The 16,973-nt window shown below is 70.9% G+C and carries 13 protein-coding genes; 7 read left to right on the plus strand and 6 right to left on the minus strand.

Annotation, left to right across the window (positions count from 1 at the left end; translation table 11 throughout):
* Positions 1-4: 4 nt before the first annotated feature.
* The 3 genes from LNW72_RS39455 to LNW72_RS39465 are packed head-to-tail and all read left to right on the plus strand — an operon-like array spanning position 5 to position 4,733.
* On the plus strand, positions 5-1,819 hold the full coding sequence (locus LNW72_RS39455) for an ABC transporter substrate-binding protein (RefSeq protein WP_250979833.1): 1,815 nt from the start codon (positions 5-7) through the stop codon (positions 1,817-1,819).
* Positions 1,801-2,784 carry an erythromycin esterase family protein gene (locus LNW72_RS39460; protein ID WP_250979834.1) on the plus strand — a complete coding sequence of 328 codons (984 nt, stop codon included), beginning with the start codon at positions 1,801-1,803 and terminating at the stop codon, positions 2,782-2,784. Before LNW72_RS39455 ends, LNW72_RS39460 begins: the two co-directional genes overlap by 19 nt.
* On the plus strand, positions 2,781-4,733 hold the full coding sequence (locus tag LNW72_RS39465) for a prolyl oligopeptidase family serine peptidase (RefSeq protein ID WP_250979835.1): 1,953 nt from the start codon (positions 2,781-2,783) through the stop codon (positions 4,731-4,733). The genes LNW72_RS39460 and LNW72_RS39465 overlap by 4 nt, the downstream gene beginning before the upstream one ends.
* On the opposite strand, the gene LNW72_RS39470 is transcribed toward LNW72_RS39465, so the two are convergent.
* From LNW72_RS39470 to LNW72_RS39490, 5 genes are all read right to left on the minus strand, one after another.
* Positions 4,708-6,309, minus strand: a complete 1,602-nt coding sequence (locus LNW72_RS39470; RefSeq protein WP_250979836.1) for a helix-turn-helix domain-containing protein — start codon at positions 6,307-6,309, stop codon at positions 4,708-4,710. The genes LNW72_RS39465 and LNW72_RS39470 overlap by 26 nt on opposite strands.
* Positions 6,310-6,384: 75 nt before the next feature.
* A complete protein-coding gene (gene menC, locus LNW72_RS39475) occupies positions 6,385-7,482 on the minus strand; it encodes an o-succinylbenzoate synthase (RefSeq protein ID WP_250979837.1) in 1,098 nt (365 codons plus the stop codon).
* Positions 7,479-8,258 carry a GNAT family N-acetyltransferase gene (locus LNW72_RS39480; RefSeq protein ID WP_374117384.1) on the minus strand — a complete coding sequence of 260 codons (780 nt, stop codon included), beginning with the start codon at positions 8,256-8,258 and terminating at the stop codon, positions 7,479-7,481. The genes menC and LNW72_RS39480 overlap by 4 nt, the downstream gene beginning before the upstream one ends.
* On the minus strand, positions 8,251-9,399 hold the full coding sequence (locus LNW72_RS39485; RefSeq protein WP_250979839.1) for a M20 family metallopeptidase: 1,149 nt from the start codon (positions 9,397-9,399) through the stop codon (positions 8,251-8,253). Before LNW72_RS39485 ends, LNW72_RS39480 begins: the two co-directional genes overlap by 8 nt.
* Positions 9,400-9,554: 155 nt before the next feature.
* Positions 9,555-10,577: a dipeptidase gene (locus LNW72_RS39490; protein ID WP_250979840.1), complete on the minus strand. Its 1,023-nt coding sequence runs from the start codon at positions 10,575-10,577 to the stop codon at positions 9,555-9,557.
* Between the two features lie 311 nt (positions 10,578-10,888).
* On the opposite strand from LNW72_RS39490, the gene LNW72_RS39495 reads away from it, so the two are divergent.
* Together LNW72_RS39495 and LNW72_RS39500 are read left to right on the plus strand one after the other, a co-directional pair.
* Complete coding sequence (locus LNW72_RS39495; protein WP_250979841.1) at positions 10,889-11,563, plus strand: DUF4232 domain-containing protein; 675 nt, start codon at positions 10,889-10,891, stop codon at positions 11,561-11,563.
* A 359-nt stretch (positions 11,564-11,922) separates the two neighbouring features.
* The gene (locus LNW72_RS39500; RefSeq protein WP_250979842.1) at positions 11,923-13,107 is read left to right on the plus strand and encodes a type III polyketide synthase; all 1,185 of its coding nucleotides are present in this window, start codon (positions 11,923-11,925) and stop codon (positions 13,105-13,107) included.
* 27 nt (positions 13,108-13,134) lie between these two features.
* Here the strand turns inward: LNW72_RS39500 and LNW72_RS39505 are convergent, their stop codons facing one another.
* A complete protein-coding gene (locus LNW72_RS39505; protein WP_250979843.1) occupies positions 13,135-15,309 on the minus strand; it encodes a SpoIIE family protein phosphatase in 2,175 nt (724 codons plus the stop codon).
* 333 nt (positions 15,310-15,642) lie between these two features.
* Here LNW72_RS39505 and LNW72_RS39510 point away from each other — a divergent pair, with 333 nt between their 5' ends.
* Positions 15,643-15,918 carry a polyprenyl synthetase gene (locus LNW72_RS39510; RefSeq protein WP_250979844.1) on the plus strand — a complete coding sequence of 92 codons (276 nt, stop codon included), beginning with the start codon at positions 15,643-15,645 and terminating at the stop codon, positions 15,916-15,918.
* Positions 15,911-16,963: a polyprenyl synthetase family protein gene (locus LNW72_RS39515; RefSeq protein WP_250979845.1), complete on the plus strand. Its 1,053-nt coding sequence runs from the start codon at positions 15,911-15,913 to the stop codon at positions 16,961-16,963. Before LNW72_RS39510 ends, LNW72_RS39515 begins: the two co-directional genes overlap by 8 nt.
* Positions 16,964-16,973: the final 10 nt, after the last annotated feature.

Genomic DNA, 16,973 nt, shown 5'->3' on the forward strand with positions numbered 1-16,973 from the left:
CACCATGCGTGGACGCATCTCGACAGCGCTCGTCGTCCTGCTCGCGACGGCGGCGTGCGGCGGAGGCGGTGGCACGGCGGACGACATCGCCAAGACGCCCCCGAAGCAGACCGGCGTGCCCAAGAACGGCGGCACGGCCGTCGTGGCGCTGACGCCGGGGCTCAGCCCGAACTACATCTACCCCTACCCGCCGGCCTCGGCGAGCGGCACGGTGATCGCCCGCGGCCAGCTGTGGCGTTCGCTCTACCGGCCGAGCGGCGCGGGCGACCAGATCGTCGACACCGGGCCGAGCCTGGCCGAACTGCCGGTCTACAGCCAGGACCGCAAGACCGCGACGATCAGGATGAAGGGCTACAAGTGGTCCAGCGGGAGACCGGTCACCGCCGATGACGTCGTCTTCTCCCTCGATCTGCTCAAGGCCGCGCTGGCCGGGAGCCCGGCCAACTGGAGCTTCTACACCCCGGGGCAGTTCCCGGACGGAATCAGCGCCAAGGCGACCGCGACGGACACCCTGAGCCTCACCCTGGACACCGCCTACAACCCGTCCTACCTGCTCTCCATGCTGTCCCTGCTGTACATCATGCCGTCGGCCGAGTGGAACATCGCCCGTACCGGCGGCCCGCATCTGGACTTCACCCAGCCCAGGAACGCCAAGGCGATCTACGACCACCTCACCAAGGAGTCGAGCGACCAGAAGTCGTTCGCGACCAACCCGCTCTGGCAGGTGGTCAACGGACCGTTCCGGCTGAAGGCCTTCGACCCGACGACCGGCTCCTTCTCCCTGGTGGCGAACAAGGCCTACAGCGGGCCGGGTGAGAAGCGGCTCGACCAGGTCGACTTCAAGGCGTTCACCTCCGCCGCCGCGGTCCTCAACCAGTTCAAGGCCGGCAACCTCACCGTCGGCACCCTGGACTCCGGTTTCATCTCGCAGGTCGGCGCCCTGAAGACCAAGGGGTACAACGTCTACGGCGCTCCGGCGCCGGCCCGGTTCGACTCCCTCACGATCAACTTCAAGAACACCGTCAACGGCTTCGACAAAGTGATCGCCCAGCCCTACGTCCGGCAAGCCCTTCAGCGGCTGATCGACCAGAAGGGCTACATCGCCGGCCGCGGCATCTACGGCGGCGCCGGTTCGGAGAACTACAGCACGGCCGGCGCCGACTCACCCTATCCGCCGGCCTTCGGCAGCACCGCACCCTATGCGTACGATCCGGAGGCGGCCCGCAAGCTGCTCGCCGACCACGGCTGGAAGGTCGTCCCCGACGGTGCGACCACCTGCGAGAAGCCCGCGCTCTGCGGCTCGGGGATCCAGCAGGGGCAGGCGTTCAGGTTCACCCTCGCCTCGGCCGACACCCCCAAGTACGTCGGCGCCCGTGACGTGGCCTTCGCGTCGGCGGCCAAGAAGCTCGGCATCCAGGTCGACCTCGTGACGAAGTCCCTCAACTACATGTACGCCAACTACGGCAACTCCTTCGCGCCGGCCAAGGCGAACGAGTGGGCGATGCAGGACTACGGACCGCTCTACCTCGCGGCCGGATACCCGAGCAGCAACACGGTCTTCAACACGGACGGGAGCTTCAACCTGGGCTCCTACGCCGACCCCGCGGCCGACAAGCTGATCAACGCATCGACCTTCGGCGCGGACTCCAAGGCGCTCTCCGCCGAGGTCACCGCACTCGGCAAGGACCTGCCCGCGCTCTTCCTGCCCACCCCGAACACCCTGGTGGTCTGGAAGAACACGCTGTCCGGACCGGGGTCCTCGTTCCAAGCGCTGCTCAGCAGCCTCTACGCGCCGGAACAATGGTATTTCCACAGCTGATCACCGAGCTGCCCGACCACGTCCGGGTGGTCGCGCTCGGGGAGGACGCGCACAACGTCACCGAGTTCTACGAGCTCAAGGACCGGATCCTCCGGTATCTGGTGGAGCAGCACGGGTTCACCGCCTTCGTCATGGAGTCCGGGTTCGCCGAGGGGCTGGGCGTCGACGCCTGGCTCCGCGGCGGCCCGGGCGAGGTGCCGGACGTCGCCCGGGACGGCATCACCTACCGGTTCGGTGAGTGCGCGCCGATGCACCGGCAGTTGGCGTGGATGCGCTCCGCCGGGGTCGGCTTCTACGGGATGGACCTGCCGGGCTCCGCCACCTCGCCCGGACCGGCGGTTCGGGTGATCTCGGACCGGATGCCCGGCTGGGACCTGCGAGAACTGATCGGCCTGAGCGAACTGGGCGGCCGGACCGAGGCGGCGGTCCGGTTCGCGGCCCTGTCGCCTGCCGAGCGGCAGCGGTTGCTGGCGGGCCTGAATGCGCTGGTGGCGCGTGCCGCCGGAGCCTCGGACGAGGTGGTGCGCCGGGCAGCGGCCTCCATCGCGGCGTTCCTCGCGGAACTGGACCTGGTCCCGGCCGGGAGGCCCTACCCGAGGGACCGCTTCATGGCAGAGACTGTGCGGTGGGTTCTGGACCGGGAGGAACGCATCGTTGTCAGTGCGCACAACGCGCATGTGCAGCGGACGCCGTTCGAGGGGCGCCCGATGATGGGCGGCCTGCTGGATGCGGCGCTGGGCCCCGAGTTGGCCGTCGTCGGGATGACCTGCGGCTCGGGGCCGGTGATCCGGTTCGTCGAGCGGTCACCGCGGCCGTTCGACTGCGATGTCCTCCTGGCGGAACGGGAGCCGACCGGGCCCGGCGAGCCGGGCGCGGACTACGACGCACTGATCCACCTCGACCACGCCACATTGATCCCCGGGGCCTTCGAACGGCTCCGCGCCGAGTTCCAGGAGTACCGATGAAGTATCCGCCCGCCCGGACCGTCGAGGTCGTCGCGGACGTCGCGGGGGTCCGGGTGCCGGACCCGTACAGATGGCTGGAGGACGAGACGTCCGAGGTGCGGGAGTGGCAGCGGGAACAGGCCGAACTCGCCACCTCCGTCGTCTTCGACGGCCTGGACCGGTCCGCCGTGCGGGACCTGGTGCTGGCCCAGCACGCCGGAGCCCGGCCCGACCTGCCCCGGTACGCGGCCGGTCGATGGTTTCGCGTCCACGGGTCCGACGTGGTCGTCGCCGGGACCCCGTACGGGCCGGGGCGGCGGATCGCGGGCCTGGACGAGGGAGTGCTGTCCTGGCTGGCGCCCTCACCGGACGGACGGGTCCTGGCCGTCGGGGTCTGCCCGGACGGCACCGAGCACAACACGATCCGGCTCTTCGACGTGGCCGGCGGACGGGAGCTGGGCGGCGCCCCGCCGCAGGTCCTGCACAGTGCGTGGGCAGGCGGCGTGTCCTGGCTGCCGGACTCCGGCGGGTTCTACTTCTTCGCGCTCACCGGGTCACCGGAGGAGTTCCGGCAGGCGGTGTTCTTCCACCGCCTGGGGGCCGGCACCACGGTGGAGCCCGTCCCGGTGGGGGCATCCCGGGAGTACACGCTCATCCAGGCCGGCGAGCGATGGGAGGTCGCCGCACACCGGGTGGGCAGCCCGATCCCGATCGCGGTCCGCCGTCCGGGCCAGGAGTGGAGGCCGTTCCTCACCGACTGCCAGGGGACGGTCGCCGGACACATCGTCGGCGACCGCTATGTCGCGGTGACGGACGTGGACGCCCCGCGCGGGCGGGTGGTGGCCATTTCGCTGGAGGACCCGTCGGACTGGGTCGACCTCGTACCCGAGGGCGACACGGTACTGCGGTCGCTCACCCCGGTCGGAGACCATCTCTATCTCAGCGAGTTCGACCGGACCTTCGCCAGGGTCCGGATCCTCGACCGGTCGGGGACGGTCGTGGGGGAGCTGCCGCTGCCGGGACGCGGGGCCCTGGCCGCACCGCACTTTCCGCTGACGGGGCTGGCCGTGGGCAACCCCGCCCCCTCCTTCGTGTTCGCCTTCTCCACACCGACCAGCTCCTGGGGCGTGTACGGCCACCGGCCGGGCGCACCGCTCGAGACGCTGGCCGCCCCCACCGTGACTCTCGACGCCACCGTGGAGCAGGACCAGGCCATCGCGTCCGACGGCGTCCCGATCCCTTACCACATGGTGGGACAGGGCTCGGGTCCGGTCCTGGTGTACGCCTACGGCGCGGCGAACGTGCCGCTGCTGCCGTCCTACCAGAGTGATCTGGCCGCCTTCGTCGCCGCCGGCGGAGTCGTGGTCCTGGCTCATCTGCGGGGTGGCGGCGAGTTCGGCCGGGACTGGTGGCTGGCCGCGCACCGGGAACGCAAGCGGGTGCGGGACACCGATCTCGTCGCGGTGGCCGAGCATCTCATCGCCACCGGCCGTGCGACCCCGGACCGCCTCGCCCTGTCCGGAGGGTCCGACGGCGGCCTGATGTGCGGAGTCGCCCTCACCACCCGGCCCGACCTCTGGCGCGCCGTGCTGCCCCGCGCGCCCCTGCTCGACCTGATCGGGGGGATCCGCGATCCCTACATGGACTTCGTGCTCCGGAAGGCCTGGGGCGACCCCGACGACCCCGCCGATGTACGACGGTTCCTTCGACTGTCGCCCTACGAGCTGGTGCGTCCCGGCACGTTCCCGGCGGTGTACGTGCAGGCGGGGGCGATCGATCCGCGGTGCAGGCCCTGGCATGCGCGGAAGTTCGCGGCCCGCCTGCAGGCCGCCCAGGAGGGCGACGCGCCGATCCTGCTCCATGTGTTCGACGACGCCGGACACGGCGCGGCGACCGGGAACGAGGTCGCGGTCGAGCAGGAGACCGAGTGGCTGGCCTTCCTGATCAGGAGTCTCGGCCTGCGGATCTGATGTGCATCAGGCGCAACTGGACCATCGCGGCCAGCCGGGCGTTCGTGTCGCCGAGATCGATTCCTCCGACCTCGGCGGCCCGCCGCAGGCGGTAGCGGAAGGTGCTGGGGTGCACGAACATCGCCGCGGACGCCTCCGCTACGTCGCCGAAAGCGTCCAGCCAGGCGCGCAGGGTCTCAGCGAGGTTCGCCTGGTGGTCGCTGTCGTAGCCGACGATGCGGGCGATGGCGCCGCTGGGCAGGTCGGCCTGGGGGACCAGGTCGGCGAGTTCCAGCAGCAACGCCTCGACGTGGACCTCGTCGAACAGCGCGACCTGCTGGTCGAGCACTCCCGCGCGCAGGACGCGCAGGGCCTGCTCGGCGCTGGACCGCGACCGGGCGAGCGCCGAGATGTCGTCGGCGAGCCGGCCGACGCCGATCAGCGGGCGCAGGCGAGAGCCCACCCGGGCCAGGAACTCGGCGGCGATCACCCTCGGGCGTTCCTCGGCGTCGTGGCGGGCCAGCGGCAGGATGCCGTACGCGACATCGCCGATCAGCGCGGCGACGGCGCGCGGGTGCGCCGCGGCGAGGTGCATGGCGAAGGCATCGGCGAGGCGTTTGCGGTCCGCGCCCGCCTGGGCGGGCGCCTCGGTCGCGGCGGGCGCCGCGGTGAGCGCCATGACGATCGCCCGCTCGTCCCTGAGCCCGAGGCGTTGCACGGCCTCACGGCTCCCCGGCCCGCTCCCCAGGGCGGCGCTCAGCAGGTCCGCGCGCAGGCGCCGCTCGCTGTCGGCGTCGGCGCGCTGCCAGACCATGTGCATGGCGACGAGTTTGGAGGCCTCGAAGAGCGACTCGCTCCGCTCCTCGTCGAGGGGCTCGGGGACGACCGCCCAGATCGTCCCGAGAATCTCATCGCCGGCGCGTACCGCGATGGCCACGCGCGGGAGCTCGCCGGACTCGGGCAGCGGGGCCACGAAGACCGGACGGTTGCTGCGGTAGATCGACTGGAAGACGCCGCGTTCCTCCAGGATGCGGGTGTAGTGGACCGGGACCTGCCGGCCGAGAATGGTCTGGACGCGGGACGGGTCGACCTCCTCCTGGCGGCTGGAGAAGGCCAGCAGGCGAGAGTTGCGGTCCTCGATGGTGACCGGTGCGTCGAGCAGGGCCGCGATGGCGTTGGCCACGGCGAACAGATCACCCGAACGCGTGTGGCCGTTCGCGTCGTACGGATCGCTTTCCGCGGTCAGGGTGCGGAGCATGCCGGTCAGATGGTTCCACGAGGCGCCGCGGGTGAACGCGAGGACGGCGACGCCGGAATCCCGTGACGCCGCGACCAGCTGTTCATCGGGCTCGACCGGTCCGCGGACGACGAGGCCGACCGCTCCCCGCCCACCGAGCCGGGCGACGACCCCTGGCAGGTCGTCGCGCAGACCCACCCCCAGGACCAGGGCGTTGTCCGGCAGCTCGGGCTCGTCCAGCGGGTCGTGGATGACGACGCCGCCGATCTCCTTCTGCGGCAGCTCTCCACAGACCAGGTGGAGGAGGGTCGAACCGAGCTCCTCCAGAACGCGGGCAAGGCCGGTCACAGAATCACCCACCCGTCCGAAGCTCGTGAGGCCCCGGGACGTGGCCTTTCTTCCTGTCTGACGGAATCATGCTAGGCGCTCTTCCGCTCATACGGGTATCCACATCGTGCTGACCGTCACCGCTTCGAGAAGCTCCGGGATCGGGGTCACGCCCAGGCCAGGGCCGGTCGGCACCCGCAGCCGGCCCTCCTCGAGCAGGAACGGCGGGGTGATGTCGGTGGTGTAGTAGCGGTCGGACGCCGAGGTGTCGCCGGGAAGCCGGAATCCGGGCAGCGCCGCCAGTGCGACATTCGCCGCCCGGCCGAGACCGGTCTCCAGCATGCCGCCGCACCAGACCGGGATGTCGTTGGCGACACAGACGTCGTGGATGCGCTTGGCCTCCAGGTAACCGCCGACGCGGCCGGGTTTGATGTTCACGATCTGACAGGCCTTCAGCTTGATCGCGGTGGCGGCGGCGCGCGCGTCGACGATCGACTCGTCCAGGCAGATCGGCGTCGTGAGGCGTTTCGCCAACTCCGCATGGCCCAGGAGGTCGTCCTCGGCCAGGGGCTGCTCGAGCAGGATCAGATCGAAGGGGTCGAGCCGGGCCAGGTGCCTGGCCTGGTGGAGCCGGTACGCCGCGTTCGCGTCGACCTGGAGCGGGATGTCGCCGAAGCGCTCGCGTACCGCCGCGACCGGCTCGATGTCCCAGCCCGGCTCGATCTTCAGCTTGATCCGCCGGTAGCCCGATGCGAGGTATTCCGCGACGACGTCCAGGAGCTCCGGAATCGTGTCGGTGATGCCTACCGAGACGCCGCAGGGGACGTGGGTCCTGGTGGCGCCGAAGGCCTGGCTCAGCGGCTGGTCGCGCGCTCTGAGTTCGGCGTCCAGCACCGCCATCTCCAGCGCCGCCTTGGCCGTGCGGTGACCCTTGAACGCGGCGAGGGCGGGCCCCACCTGGTGGGCGCCGCTGACGCCCGTCATGGCCGGGATCAGGTAGCGGGTCAGGACGTCGGCCGCGGCCTGCGTGTACTCGGAGGAGTACAGGGGTGCGGTGCCCGCGCAGCACTCGCCCCAGCCCTCGGCCTCGTCGGCCACCGCCCGCAGCAGGACGGCCTCACGGACCGTTTCGGTCCCGAAACTCGTACGGAACGGTGCCACAAGCGGCATCCGAACGGTGCGGAGCTCTACTCCGGTGATCTTCATGCTCTCTCCACGGTGTACCAGCCGGCCCGGTCGAAACCGGCGATCCTTCCGCCGTCCCCCATCAACCCGCCGAGGACCTCCCTGAGCGCCGCACGCCATTCGGCGGCCAGCGCCGGATCATGTGCCCGGAGTGCCTCGATGTCGTCGGGGACGGCGACCTTGACGAGCTTCGCCGCGGTCTGCCGTGCCCAGGGGCGCCCTTCCGGACCGATGTCGAGCATCGCGGCCGCGGCGACCGCCGTTTCCCGGGGTGTGCCCGCGCAGGCGGCCGTGACGTCGGGGGACGAGAGGCGCCAGCGGACGAAGAGCCGGTCCGTGGGGTCGCTGCGGTTGACGTCGTCATCCATCGGACCGTAGAAGTCCGGCAGGTACTCGGTCGGCTCGGCGGCCAGCTTGACCAGGTTGAAGTAGGCGTTGCGCCGGATCAGCGGGTCGTAGGTCCACCAGATCTCGGTGGCGCCCTGTGCCAGTGCCCAGGCCCGCTGATGGAGCTTCAGGGCGAACCCCACATTGCGCCCCTGCGCCTGCGCGAGCACGCCGGCTATATGGCTGTGCAGGGCCTCGCGGGCCGGCGGAGCGAAGAAGCCGAAACAGGCACCCACCAGTTCGTCGTCCTCGTAGGCCCCGCTCACGTAACCGCCGGCTTTGGCCAGCGCGCGCAGGAAATCGGCGGTCACCGGCGGGTTGCTCGCCCCGGTGCGCCAGATGCGCTCATACAGGCGCCGGACGGCCTCCAGGTCGCTGACGCTCTCCAGGAGACGGATGTCTTCAATCACGCTGATCATGCTTCCAGTCGCTCGTCACGGTCAGCTGGTCCGGCTGGATGGAACGGACGCCCGGATTTCGTTCGAGCAGACAACCCAGCAGGTCCCCCAGCAGTCGTGTGCGTCCGGGCAGTTCCCCGACGATGACGTGTTCGTCATCGGCGTGGGCCCCACCGCCCACCGCGCCCAGTCCGTCCAGGGTGGGGATGCCGATGCCCGCGGTCAGATTGCCGTCGGAGGCGCCGCCGACAGCCGTGGACGTCAGCGGCTCGGCTGTGAGCCGGCAGGCCAGCTCGAACAGGTCCTTGGACGCCTCGGCCTGCAGGGGCGGGCGGTTCGGGCCGCCCGTCACCGCTACCTCGGCCCCGTCGAGGTGCGGCCGCAGGGCGAGCATGGCGCCGTGGACCCGGTCCTGCTCCTCCTGCGTCCACGTCCGCACGTCCACCTCGAAAACAGCGCTTCCCGGGACCGTGTTCACCGTGGTGCCCGCCCGGGCCCTGGTCGGGGTCACCGTGGTGCCCCCGCCGCTCAGCGCGGCCACGGCCACGATCTGATGGGCCGATTCCAGGGCCGCGTTCACCCCCTTCTCCGGTTCGAGCCCGGCATGGGCCGCCCGCCCGGTGATGCGGACCTCGTAGCGGGACACGCCCTTGCGCGCGGTCTTCAACGCCCCGCCGGGACCCGCGGCCTCCAGCACCAGCACGGCGTCACACCCGCGTGCCTCGTCCTCGATCAGCGCACGTGAGGTGGGCGACCCCGGCTCCTCGTCACCCGTGATCAGCACGGTCACGCCTGCCGTGTCGTCCAGCGCGGCCACCGCGTGGAAGGCCATCACCAGCCCCGCCTTCATGTCGAAGCAGCCGGGCCCGCGCAGGACACCCTCGCGGACCTCGAACGGGAGCCGCTCCAGCGTGCCGATCGGCCACACCGTGTCGTGGTGGCCGAGGACCAGCACCCTGGGCTCGCCGCCGAACCGCCAGCGCAGATGGGTCCGGCCGTCGATGACGACCCGCTCGGGCTCCGCGCCCATCCGCGCGGCCCCCACCGCCGCGACCACCTCCGCACTGCGGGCGACCGCCGCCAGGTCCTCGGACGGCGACTCGCAGCGGACAAGTCGTTCGATATCGGCGATCAGCATGTTTCCCGGTGTCATGGCCCCAGGGTCTCGAAACGTCCCGCGTGCGGATCTGTCGATTCCGGCAGGATCGACGTGCGCTGTTCAGCCGGCCCGACCAATCGCTCCCGGGGCGAGGACGCGTACGGGCCCCGGCCGGTTCGGCCGGGGCCCGTACGCGTCGGGAACCGCGTTCAGAGGTGCGCGCCGAGGAATGCGTGCAGATTGCCACCGATGATCTTGAGAATGTCGCCTTCGGGCAGACCGCGGGCGAGCAGGGCCCTGGTCAGCTGGGGCAGGTCGGCCGGGGCCTCCATCCCGGGGAAGGTGAACGAGGGGTCGTCGGCGTCCGCGAAGTCCTCGCAGCAGGGCGGAGTGGTGTCGGCTATGACCTCGCGGACGAAGTCGGGACCGATGCCGACATGGTCGGCGCCGACCAGCGAGACGATGTGCTCGATGTGGTCGACGATCCTGTCGACGTGGACCTTGTCCTGGGTATCGGTGAGGAAGTCGGGCACGAACGCCACGGAGACCAGCCCCCCGGTCGCCGCCACACCACGGATCTGCTCGTCTGACAGATTGCGGTGGTGGTCGCGCAGGGCGCGGGCGCAGGAGTGCGTGGCGATCACGGGGCGGGTGGCCAGCTCCAGGACATGCTCGACGCCGCTCCGACCGAGGTGGGAGATGTCGAAGAGGATGCCGAGGCGCTCCATCTCGCGGACGGCCTCGACACCGGGAGCGGTGAGGCGGCTGCCGGTAGCGTCCTCGCGGCTGCCGTCGGCGAGCGGGGTGCGGCCCCAGTGGGCGATGGAGGCGATGCGCACGCCGAGGCGGTGCAGGGTCGAGAAGAGCTCGGTGGACGCGCCGACGCCGGGGGCGCTTTCGAGCGCGAGCACGAGAGCGATCTTCTCCTGGACCAGGGCGGCGTCGATGTCCGCGCCGGTGCGGCACAGCGCGACCCGATCGGCGTTCTCCTCGGCCAGGACGTGGGCACACTCGATCATCCGCAGCGTCTGCCGCAGCGCACCCTCGGGTTGGTACGGCGCGTCGATGAACACGGGCAGCACCTGCAGGTCGATCCCTCCCGCTCGCAGTTGCGGCAGCCAGCGCTCCCTGAAGAAGGAGCCCCAGCGCTTCGGGGGCCGGGCGGCGACCGCCGTCAACAGATCGTTGTGGGCGTCGGCGACGACGGCGCGACGGTGCAGCTCCTCGAACATGAGCGGCCTTTCTGGGCAGAAGGGATGGCTGGAACGGAGAGTAGGTCCCCTTCGAGCCGCACGATTGGTGCCTGCGGATGGAACGGCCCCCCGGTTCTTGCCGCAGGGCACCACTTCGCGGCGGCGAGTCGAGGTCCGCAGACTGACGGGTCCGTCCCTGTGGGCGGCGGCTGTGCGTGTAACAGGAATGTATTAGCGGGCAGTTGGGCGGAACGGTTCACCCGGCCGGGTGGTCCTGGTGATCAGAAGCGCTCGCTCGTACCCACTCGTACGAGCAGCCGGCACCACTTACCGATACTGAGGAAGAAACGATGCGCGTTCACCAGCTCACCCTCGCCGCCCTGGCCGTCGCCGCGAGCCTGTCGCTCACGGCCTGCAACGGCGATGACGTCACGGGACAGAGCGACCCGTCGCCCGCGTCCACCGCGTCTTCCTCGGCCGGCGGTTCGAGCTCGGGCGGTTCGAGCTCGGGCGGTTCGGATCAGGGTGGCGCCAAGAACTCCGCAGGGAAGAGTTCCGGAGGGCAGGGCACGGCCGCCGGGACCGGCTCCAACCAGAACGGCAAGGTCGGCAAGTGCCGTACCGACGAGCTGGAGATCACGGCGAAGGAAAGCACCATCGACGGCGACCCCGATGGCAGCGTCACGGTGCAGCTGAAGAACGGCGGCGGCCGGGACTGCGCCATCTCCGGGTACCCGGGGGTCGACCTGAAGACCAACGCGGGGTCGTTGTCCGCGAAGCGCACCGGTGAGCGGGCCACCTCGACCATCCTGAAGGACGGGCAGTCGACGTTCTTCGGCATCAACTACCCGATCAACAAGTCGGGTGGCTCCGGCGTCCGCATCACGGGGCTGCTGGTGACCCCGCCGGACGAGACGAAGACGGTCACCCTCGCCTGGCCGGGAGGCGCCACGCTGCCCGTCACGGACGGCACCGGCTCCCCGGTGAAGGTCGGCCCGGTCGGAAACGCCGGTCAGGGCGGCTGACCCGCACGCCCCGGGGTCCGGCCGGTCGGTCGGGTGACCGTCCCGGGGGCTGGTCGTGATGGTGCGGACGATGGCCGTTGTCGCAGAAATGCGGCGGCGGCCATTTGTGCGTCCAGCGCACGGCCCGGGAGTACTGACACACCGTCACCCCTGGTCGCCCGCGCCCTCGGGCGATCGTGGAGTTCCCGGAGTGGCGTGGGCCACAGAGAGCCTTCTCACAGTCTGGTCTCATCTGCCCGAAAAAGGTATATAACGTCATAAGTGGAGTTCAATGACGCCTACTTGACCACTGATTGACGAAGTGACCCATTTCATATGCTTCGTAACTTTCGATAGTCCTGCGTAGAAAGGTGCGTACTGTGACCGCTTATCTGTGCCCTCCCGCGGTGATACACGGCGAGCACGCCGTGGAGACCAGCCAGATCCTGACGGAAGTACGTGACCGGCACCCCAGCGCGCCATGGCTGCCGCGCATCGACGGCATCGCTGCCAGTACCGGCATCGCTTCCCGCGGGTGGATGCTGCCGCTGGCCACCGCCGTCGCGTCCAGTGGCGGGAGCGGCCTGCGGACTCCGGGCGTCGCACCGGCCCGGCAGGCACTGATCCGCGACGGATTCACCGAGCAGGAAGTGGACCGCGCGATCGCCGCACTCGAGGCGATACCGGCGCCGCAGACCGTGCAGGAGCGCACCGCGCCCGCATGGGAAGCCGTACAGGCCTACGGCGAGCGGGCAGCGCGCGGGGCACTGCAGATCGCGGGGCTGGACGCCTCCGACGTCGACTGCCTGATCACCAGCCACTCGACCACCCCGGCTCTGCCGGGACTGGACATAGCGCTCGCCGACCGGCTGTCGCTACGCGATGACGTGCTTCTCCTCCCGGCCACGCAGTGGGCGTGCATCGCAGGGACCCGCTCCCTCGCGCTGGCCGCCGACCTGGTGGCCGCGGACCCCGACCGGGTGGTCCTGGTCGTGATATCGGAGGCGCTGAGCACCACCTACCAGCCCGCGGACGACTCGCTGGAGTCCTTGATCGTCCGGCTGCTGTTCGCCGACACCGCCGTCGCCGCGGTGGTCACCGGCCGCCCCAGGCCGCAGTCCGTATTGCGGCTGGACGCGGCATGGCACCACACCCTGCCCGGCACCCGGGACCTGCACCGGCTGGACACCCGTGACGACGGCACGCACTTCGTCATGGACCGGCGCGGGCCGCGCGCCGTACAGGACACGGTCATCGCGATGTGGGAGTGGCTGCGCCGCCGCCACCAGGACGACGCCACACCCTGGAGCCCCGACCTTCTGCTCGCGCACCCCGGCGGCACCCGCGTGCTGGAGTACATGGAACAGACGATGCCCGACGGGTGGCCGACCGACGTCCTGGCCTACAGCCGCGACAGCTACACCACCGGCAACCGCGGCGGTGCGGCCGTGTTCGACATCCTGCGACGGGCGCACGACGCCGGCCAGGACGCGGGCAGCCGAACCGTGCTCTTCGCGGCGGCCCCGGGACTCACGGCCACGGCCGTGGAAGGGGAGTGGCTGTAGCGCCACCGCGCCGCTCCCTCCGTGGTACTACCTGGCGAGTTCCGCCCAGACGACCTTGCCGGTGTCGGTCCACCGCACCCCCCAGCGGGTGGTGAGCTTGTGGACGACGCGCAGGCCGCGCCCGCTGTCGTCGAGCAGGCCACCGCGGCTCAGCCGCGGCCGGCCGTTGCTGGTGTCACCGACCTCGCACAGCAGACTGTGACCGGTCTTGATCAGCCGCACCGTGATGGGCCCGGTGGCGAAGCGGACCGCGTTGGTGACCAGCTCGCTGATCACCAGCAGCGCGCTGTCGCGCGGGTCGCTCTTGGCGTGCCATTGCCGTAGGACGGCAGCGGCGAGCGTACGGGCCCGGGCGGCGGCGTCGTCGCGCGCCGGCAGCCGCCAGGCCACGGTGTCCCGTTTGCGACGCCCGGCCATGCGGGCGAGCAACAAGGTCACGTCGTCGCGCAGGCGGCTGCGCGAGGCGAACTCGACGACCAGGCTCCGTGCGACCTGCTGCAGGTCGTCCCAGGGATGCACCTTGCTCACCGCATCCGTCAGCCTGTCGATGCCCTCGTCGATCGAGACCGCCGGATCCTCCACCAGGCCGTCGGTGTAGAGGGCGAGCAAGGACCCCGGGGGCGCGGCGAAGGTGTGCACGTCGAACGGCTCCCGCAGGGCGAATGCGGTGCCCAGGCCAGGATGGGGGTGTGCCGCGAGAGCCCTGGCGGACCCGTCGGGGAGGACCAGGATCGGCGGGAGGTGGCCCGCACTGGACGTGACCACCTGATGACTGACCGGATCGTAGACCGCGATGCAGCAGGTCGACCCGAGCGCGCTGTAGCCGGCCGCCAGACCGGCGTCCGCGTCGTCGAGGAGCGTGACGGTCTCGTCCAGATGCGCCAGCACCTCATCGGGCGCCAGCCCCGCCGACAGCAGCGCCCGGGCCTCCATGCTCAGCTGGCCCATGGCCGCCGCGGCCCCCAGACCGTGCCCGACGACATCGCCGACCACGAGTGCCGTACGGCCGTCCGGCAGCGGAAAACTGTTCACCCAGTCACCGCCGACGCCCGCGCTGTCGGGGGTGGTGGGCTGGTAGACGCTGGCGACCTCGATGGTGTCGCTGCCGGCGCGCGGCAGCAGCCGGCGCTGCAGCGCCAGTACCTGGGCGTGCTCGCGCTGGTGCTGACGGGCCAGATCGACGTGGTGGGCGGTCCTGGCCACCAGCTCCTGGAGATCGAGCAACTCGCTGTCGTGGAAGGGGCGGTCCGGCCGCCGCCACACTTCCGCCACGCCCAGCACGATGGGCGGCGCGCCTTCGGAGCCTTCCAGGACCAGCGGCATGCACGCCACACTCACCGGCCGGTCGACGGGGACCAGGGCACGCACCAGCCGCGGATCGCCGAGCGCCCGCTCGATCGCCTCCCGATTCGGAATGACGAGGGCCTGCGCGACATCGTCACGCGTGACCGCGAGGGACAGCAGACGGCTCGCCTCGTTGGGAAGGTTGTCGCCGGGCGTCAGATAGCCCTCGGGCCACGCCCTGTCCGGCATCAGGGCCGCCCGCCGCAGCCGGATGCGCCCCTGCGCCTGCTCGGTGACGGCCTCGCCCGTCCACACGGCGTAGTCGAGGTCGACGGCGGCCACGTCTCCCCAGACCAGCAAGGACTGGGCCAGCGACTGCGCCGTCTCGCCGATGTCCAGTGACGTCCCGATGGCGGTCTCGGAAGCGTAGAGATGCAGCCTCCTGGCCATGGCGATCAGGGAGACGGTCAGGCCCTTCTGGGGCGCCGCGGCGGGCAGGATGCTCATGGAGACCACCAGCTCCGACCCGTCGTCCCGCCGCAGGCGCTGGACCCGGGCGACGTGCGCCTCCCCCGTCTCGATGACCTGCCGCAACCGCCGCGTGACCGTCGGTATGTCGCCGGGAGGCAGCAGATCGGCGAACGCCCCGCCGACGGCGACCATCAGCCCCTCGAAGGCAGGGGCGTCCAGGTTGCAGCGAGTGATTCTCAGATCCAGGTCCAGATTGACGGCGCCGAGGATCTGCTCCTGACCGGTGGTCGCGCGGTCGCCGTTCTGTGACGGAGGTTCGGAGCGGTCGTCCTGCGGGGCGGCGGGATCGGCTGCCGCTGCCGCCCCGTCCCGCGGAATGTAGTCCCCCAGGGCACGGCTGACCTGCTCGAACGGCGACGAGGACAAGGGGGATGATGTGGAGTCCATGCGGCTCTCTCAGCTCGCTCGCCGACCCCGGCACACGACCGGAGGCGTAGCAGAGTCTCTCGTGCGGTGAAGCCCCGAGATCCCCTACGCACCCCCATTGAATAACACTCGCGCTCGCTTCGCCTGCAAGGGCGGATCGCGCGATGGGGCCGGATCGTCACAGAACGTGGTCGCAGGTGCCCGCGGAAGACGACGTCCAGCCGAAGAATCGGTTCGTCAAGGGATCTGTCACTCGTTCGTGAGTTCCTCTGCCGCAAGGACCTCGAAAGCCCCACGCTCACTTAGGGCGACATCGATCACGTCGCCCGAGCACTGTGCCTACTGGGGGAGAGCATGGGAGCAGGACACGCGGGCGGCCCGGGGGAGCAGGCGGTTCTGCTGCTGGCGGGGCTGGCCGACCTGGCGGCCGAGGCACTCGGTTCCGCCGCGAACACCGTCCGGGCACTGCTCGGCAGGTCGGACATGCCCGACCTTGCCGCTGACGCGAAACAGGACCTCACAGCGCGCGGCCGACTGGTGGTCGACCGGTACGCGGCTGTGCCGCCCGCCTACTTAGAGGTGCTCGCGCAGCACGCCGTGGCGCGTCGGACCTCCGGCATCGATGGCTGACCGGTACGAGGCGGCCGCCTTCAAGGCCCGCATCGACGAGGTACTGACGGGGTTCGTGGCGCAAGAGGCGGACGAGCTGCTCAGCATCGACTCCGCTCTGCGCCCGGTCGCCGAGCAGGTGGAGGCGGCGGTGGCCGACGGCAAGCGGCTCCGGGCGGCGTTCTGTTACTGGGGCTGGCGCGCGGCGGGTCAGCCGGACAGCGACGCGCTCGTGCGGGCGGCGGCGTCCATGGAACTGGTGCACGCGGCCGCCGTGGTGCACGACGACATCATCGACGACAGCCCGTTGCGGCACGGCAGACCCACCGCGCACGTGGCTCTGCGCACGGCACTGCGCCAGCGGCCCCACACGAAGAGCGCGGCCCGCTCGCTGGCGATGCTGGTGGGGGATCTGCTGATGTCGCTGGCCGGGCAGTTGTTCGTCACCAGCGGACTGCCCGCCGCCTATCTTGCCCGGGCCCGTCCGCTGTGGGCGGCTCTCGCCCGTGAGCTGGTCGCCGGGGAGTGCCTGGAGATCCTGCGCACCGGCGCGGTCCCGGACACCGACACGTCGCTGAAGGTGATCCGGTACAAGACCGCGAAATACACCGTCGAGCAGCCGCTGCTCATCGGCGGTGTCCTGGCCGGAGCCGGCGAGAGACTGCGGGAGGGCTACTCGTCCTACGGGGTGCCGCTGGGCGAGGCGTTCCAGCTGCGTGACGACCTGCTCGGCCTGTACGGCGATCCGGCCGACACGGGCAAGGACGGCCTGGACGATGTGCGCGCCCATCGGCCGACCGCCCTGCTCGCGGAGACCTGGCGGCTGGCGAACGACCGGGAGCGGGAGCAGCTGAGCGGCCTGTTGGGGCGGCGGGACGTCGGCGCGGACGGGCTGGAGGCGGTGCGCGAGGTGATGAGCCGGCTCAAGGCGCCCGACCGGATCGAGCAGATGATCCGCAGGCGTGTCGAGGAAGCCACCGGCGCCCTGCACGAGATGCCCATCCCTGACTACGCCGAGCGGGCCCTGACCACCCTCGCGCATTCCGCGAGCGCCCGCTGCCGCTGAACCCGCGCCA

The sequence above is a fragment of the Streptomyces sp. RKAG293 genome (assembly GCF_023701745.1).
In the GTDB taxonomy this organism is placed as follows: domain Bacteria; phylum Actinomycetota; class Actinomycetes; order Streptomycetales; family Streptomycetaceae; genus Actinacidiphila.

Bases quoted from the DNA above. Each gene is read 5' to 3' on its own strand.
- LNW72_RS39455 (WP_250979833.1), top strand. From the start codon at position 5: ATGCGTGGACGCATCTCGACAGCGCTCGTCGTCCTGCTCGCGACGGCG.
- LNW72_RS39460 (WP_250979834.1), top strand. From the start codon at position 1,801: ATGGTATTTCCACAGCTGATCACCGAGCTGCCCGACCACGTCCGGGTG.
- LNW72_RS39465 (WP_250979835.1), top strand. From the start codon at position 2,781: ATGAAGTATCCGCCCGCCCGGACCGTCGAGGTCGTCGCGGACGTCGCG.
- menC (WP_250979837.1), bottom strand. From the start codon at position 7,482: ATGAAGATCACCGGAGTAGAGCTCCGCACCGTTCGGATGCCGCTTGTG.
- LNW72_RS39485 (WP_250979839.1), bottom strand. From the start codon at position 9,399: ATGACACCGGGAAACATGCTGATCGCCGATATCGAACGACTTGTCCGC.
- LNW72_RS39490 (WP_250979840.1), bottom strand. From the start codon at position 10,577: ATGTTCGAGGAGCTGCACCGTCGCGCCGTCGTCGCCGACGCCCACAAC.
- LNW72_RS39495 (WP_250979841.1), top strand. From the start codon at position 10,889: ATGCGCGTTCACCAGCTCACCCTCGCCGCCCTGGCCGTCGCCGCGAGC.
- LNW72_RS39505 (WP_250979843.1), bottom strand. From the start codon at position 15,309: ATGGACTCCACATCATCCCCCTTGTCCTCGTCGCCGTTCGAGCAGGTC.
- LNW72_RS39510 (WP_250979844.1), top strand. From the start codon at position 15,643: ATGGGAGCAGGACACGCGGGCGGCCCGGGGGAGCAGGCGGTTCTGCTG.
- LNW72_RS39515 (WP_250979845.1), top strand. From the start codon at position 15,911: ATGGCTGACCGGTACGAGGCGGCCGCCTTCAAGGCCCGCATCGACGAG.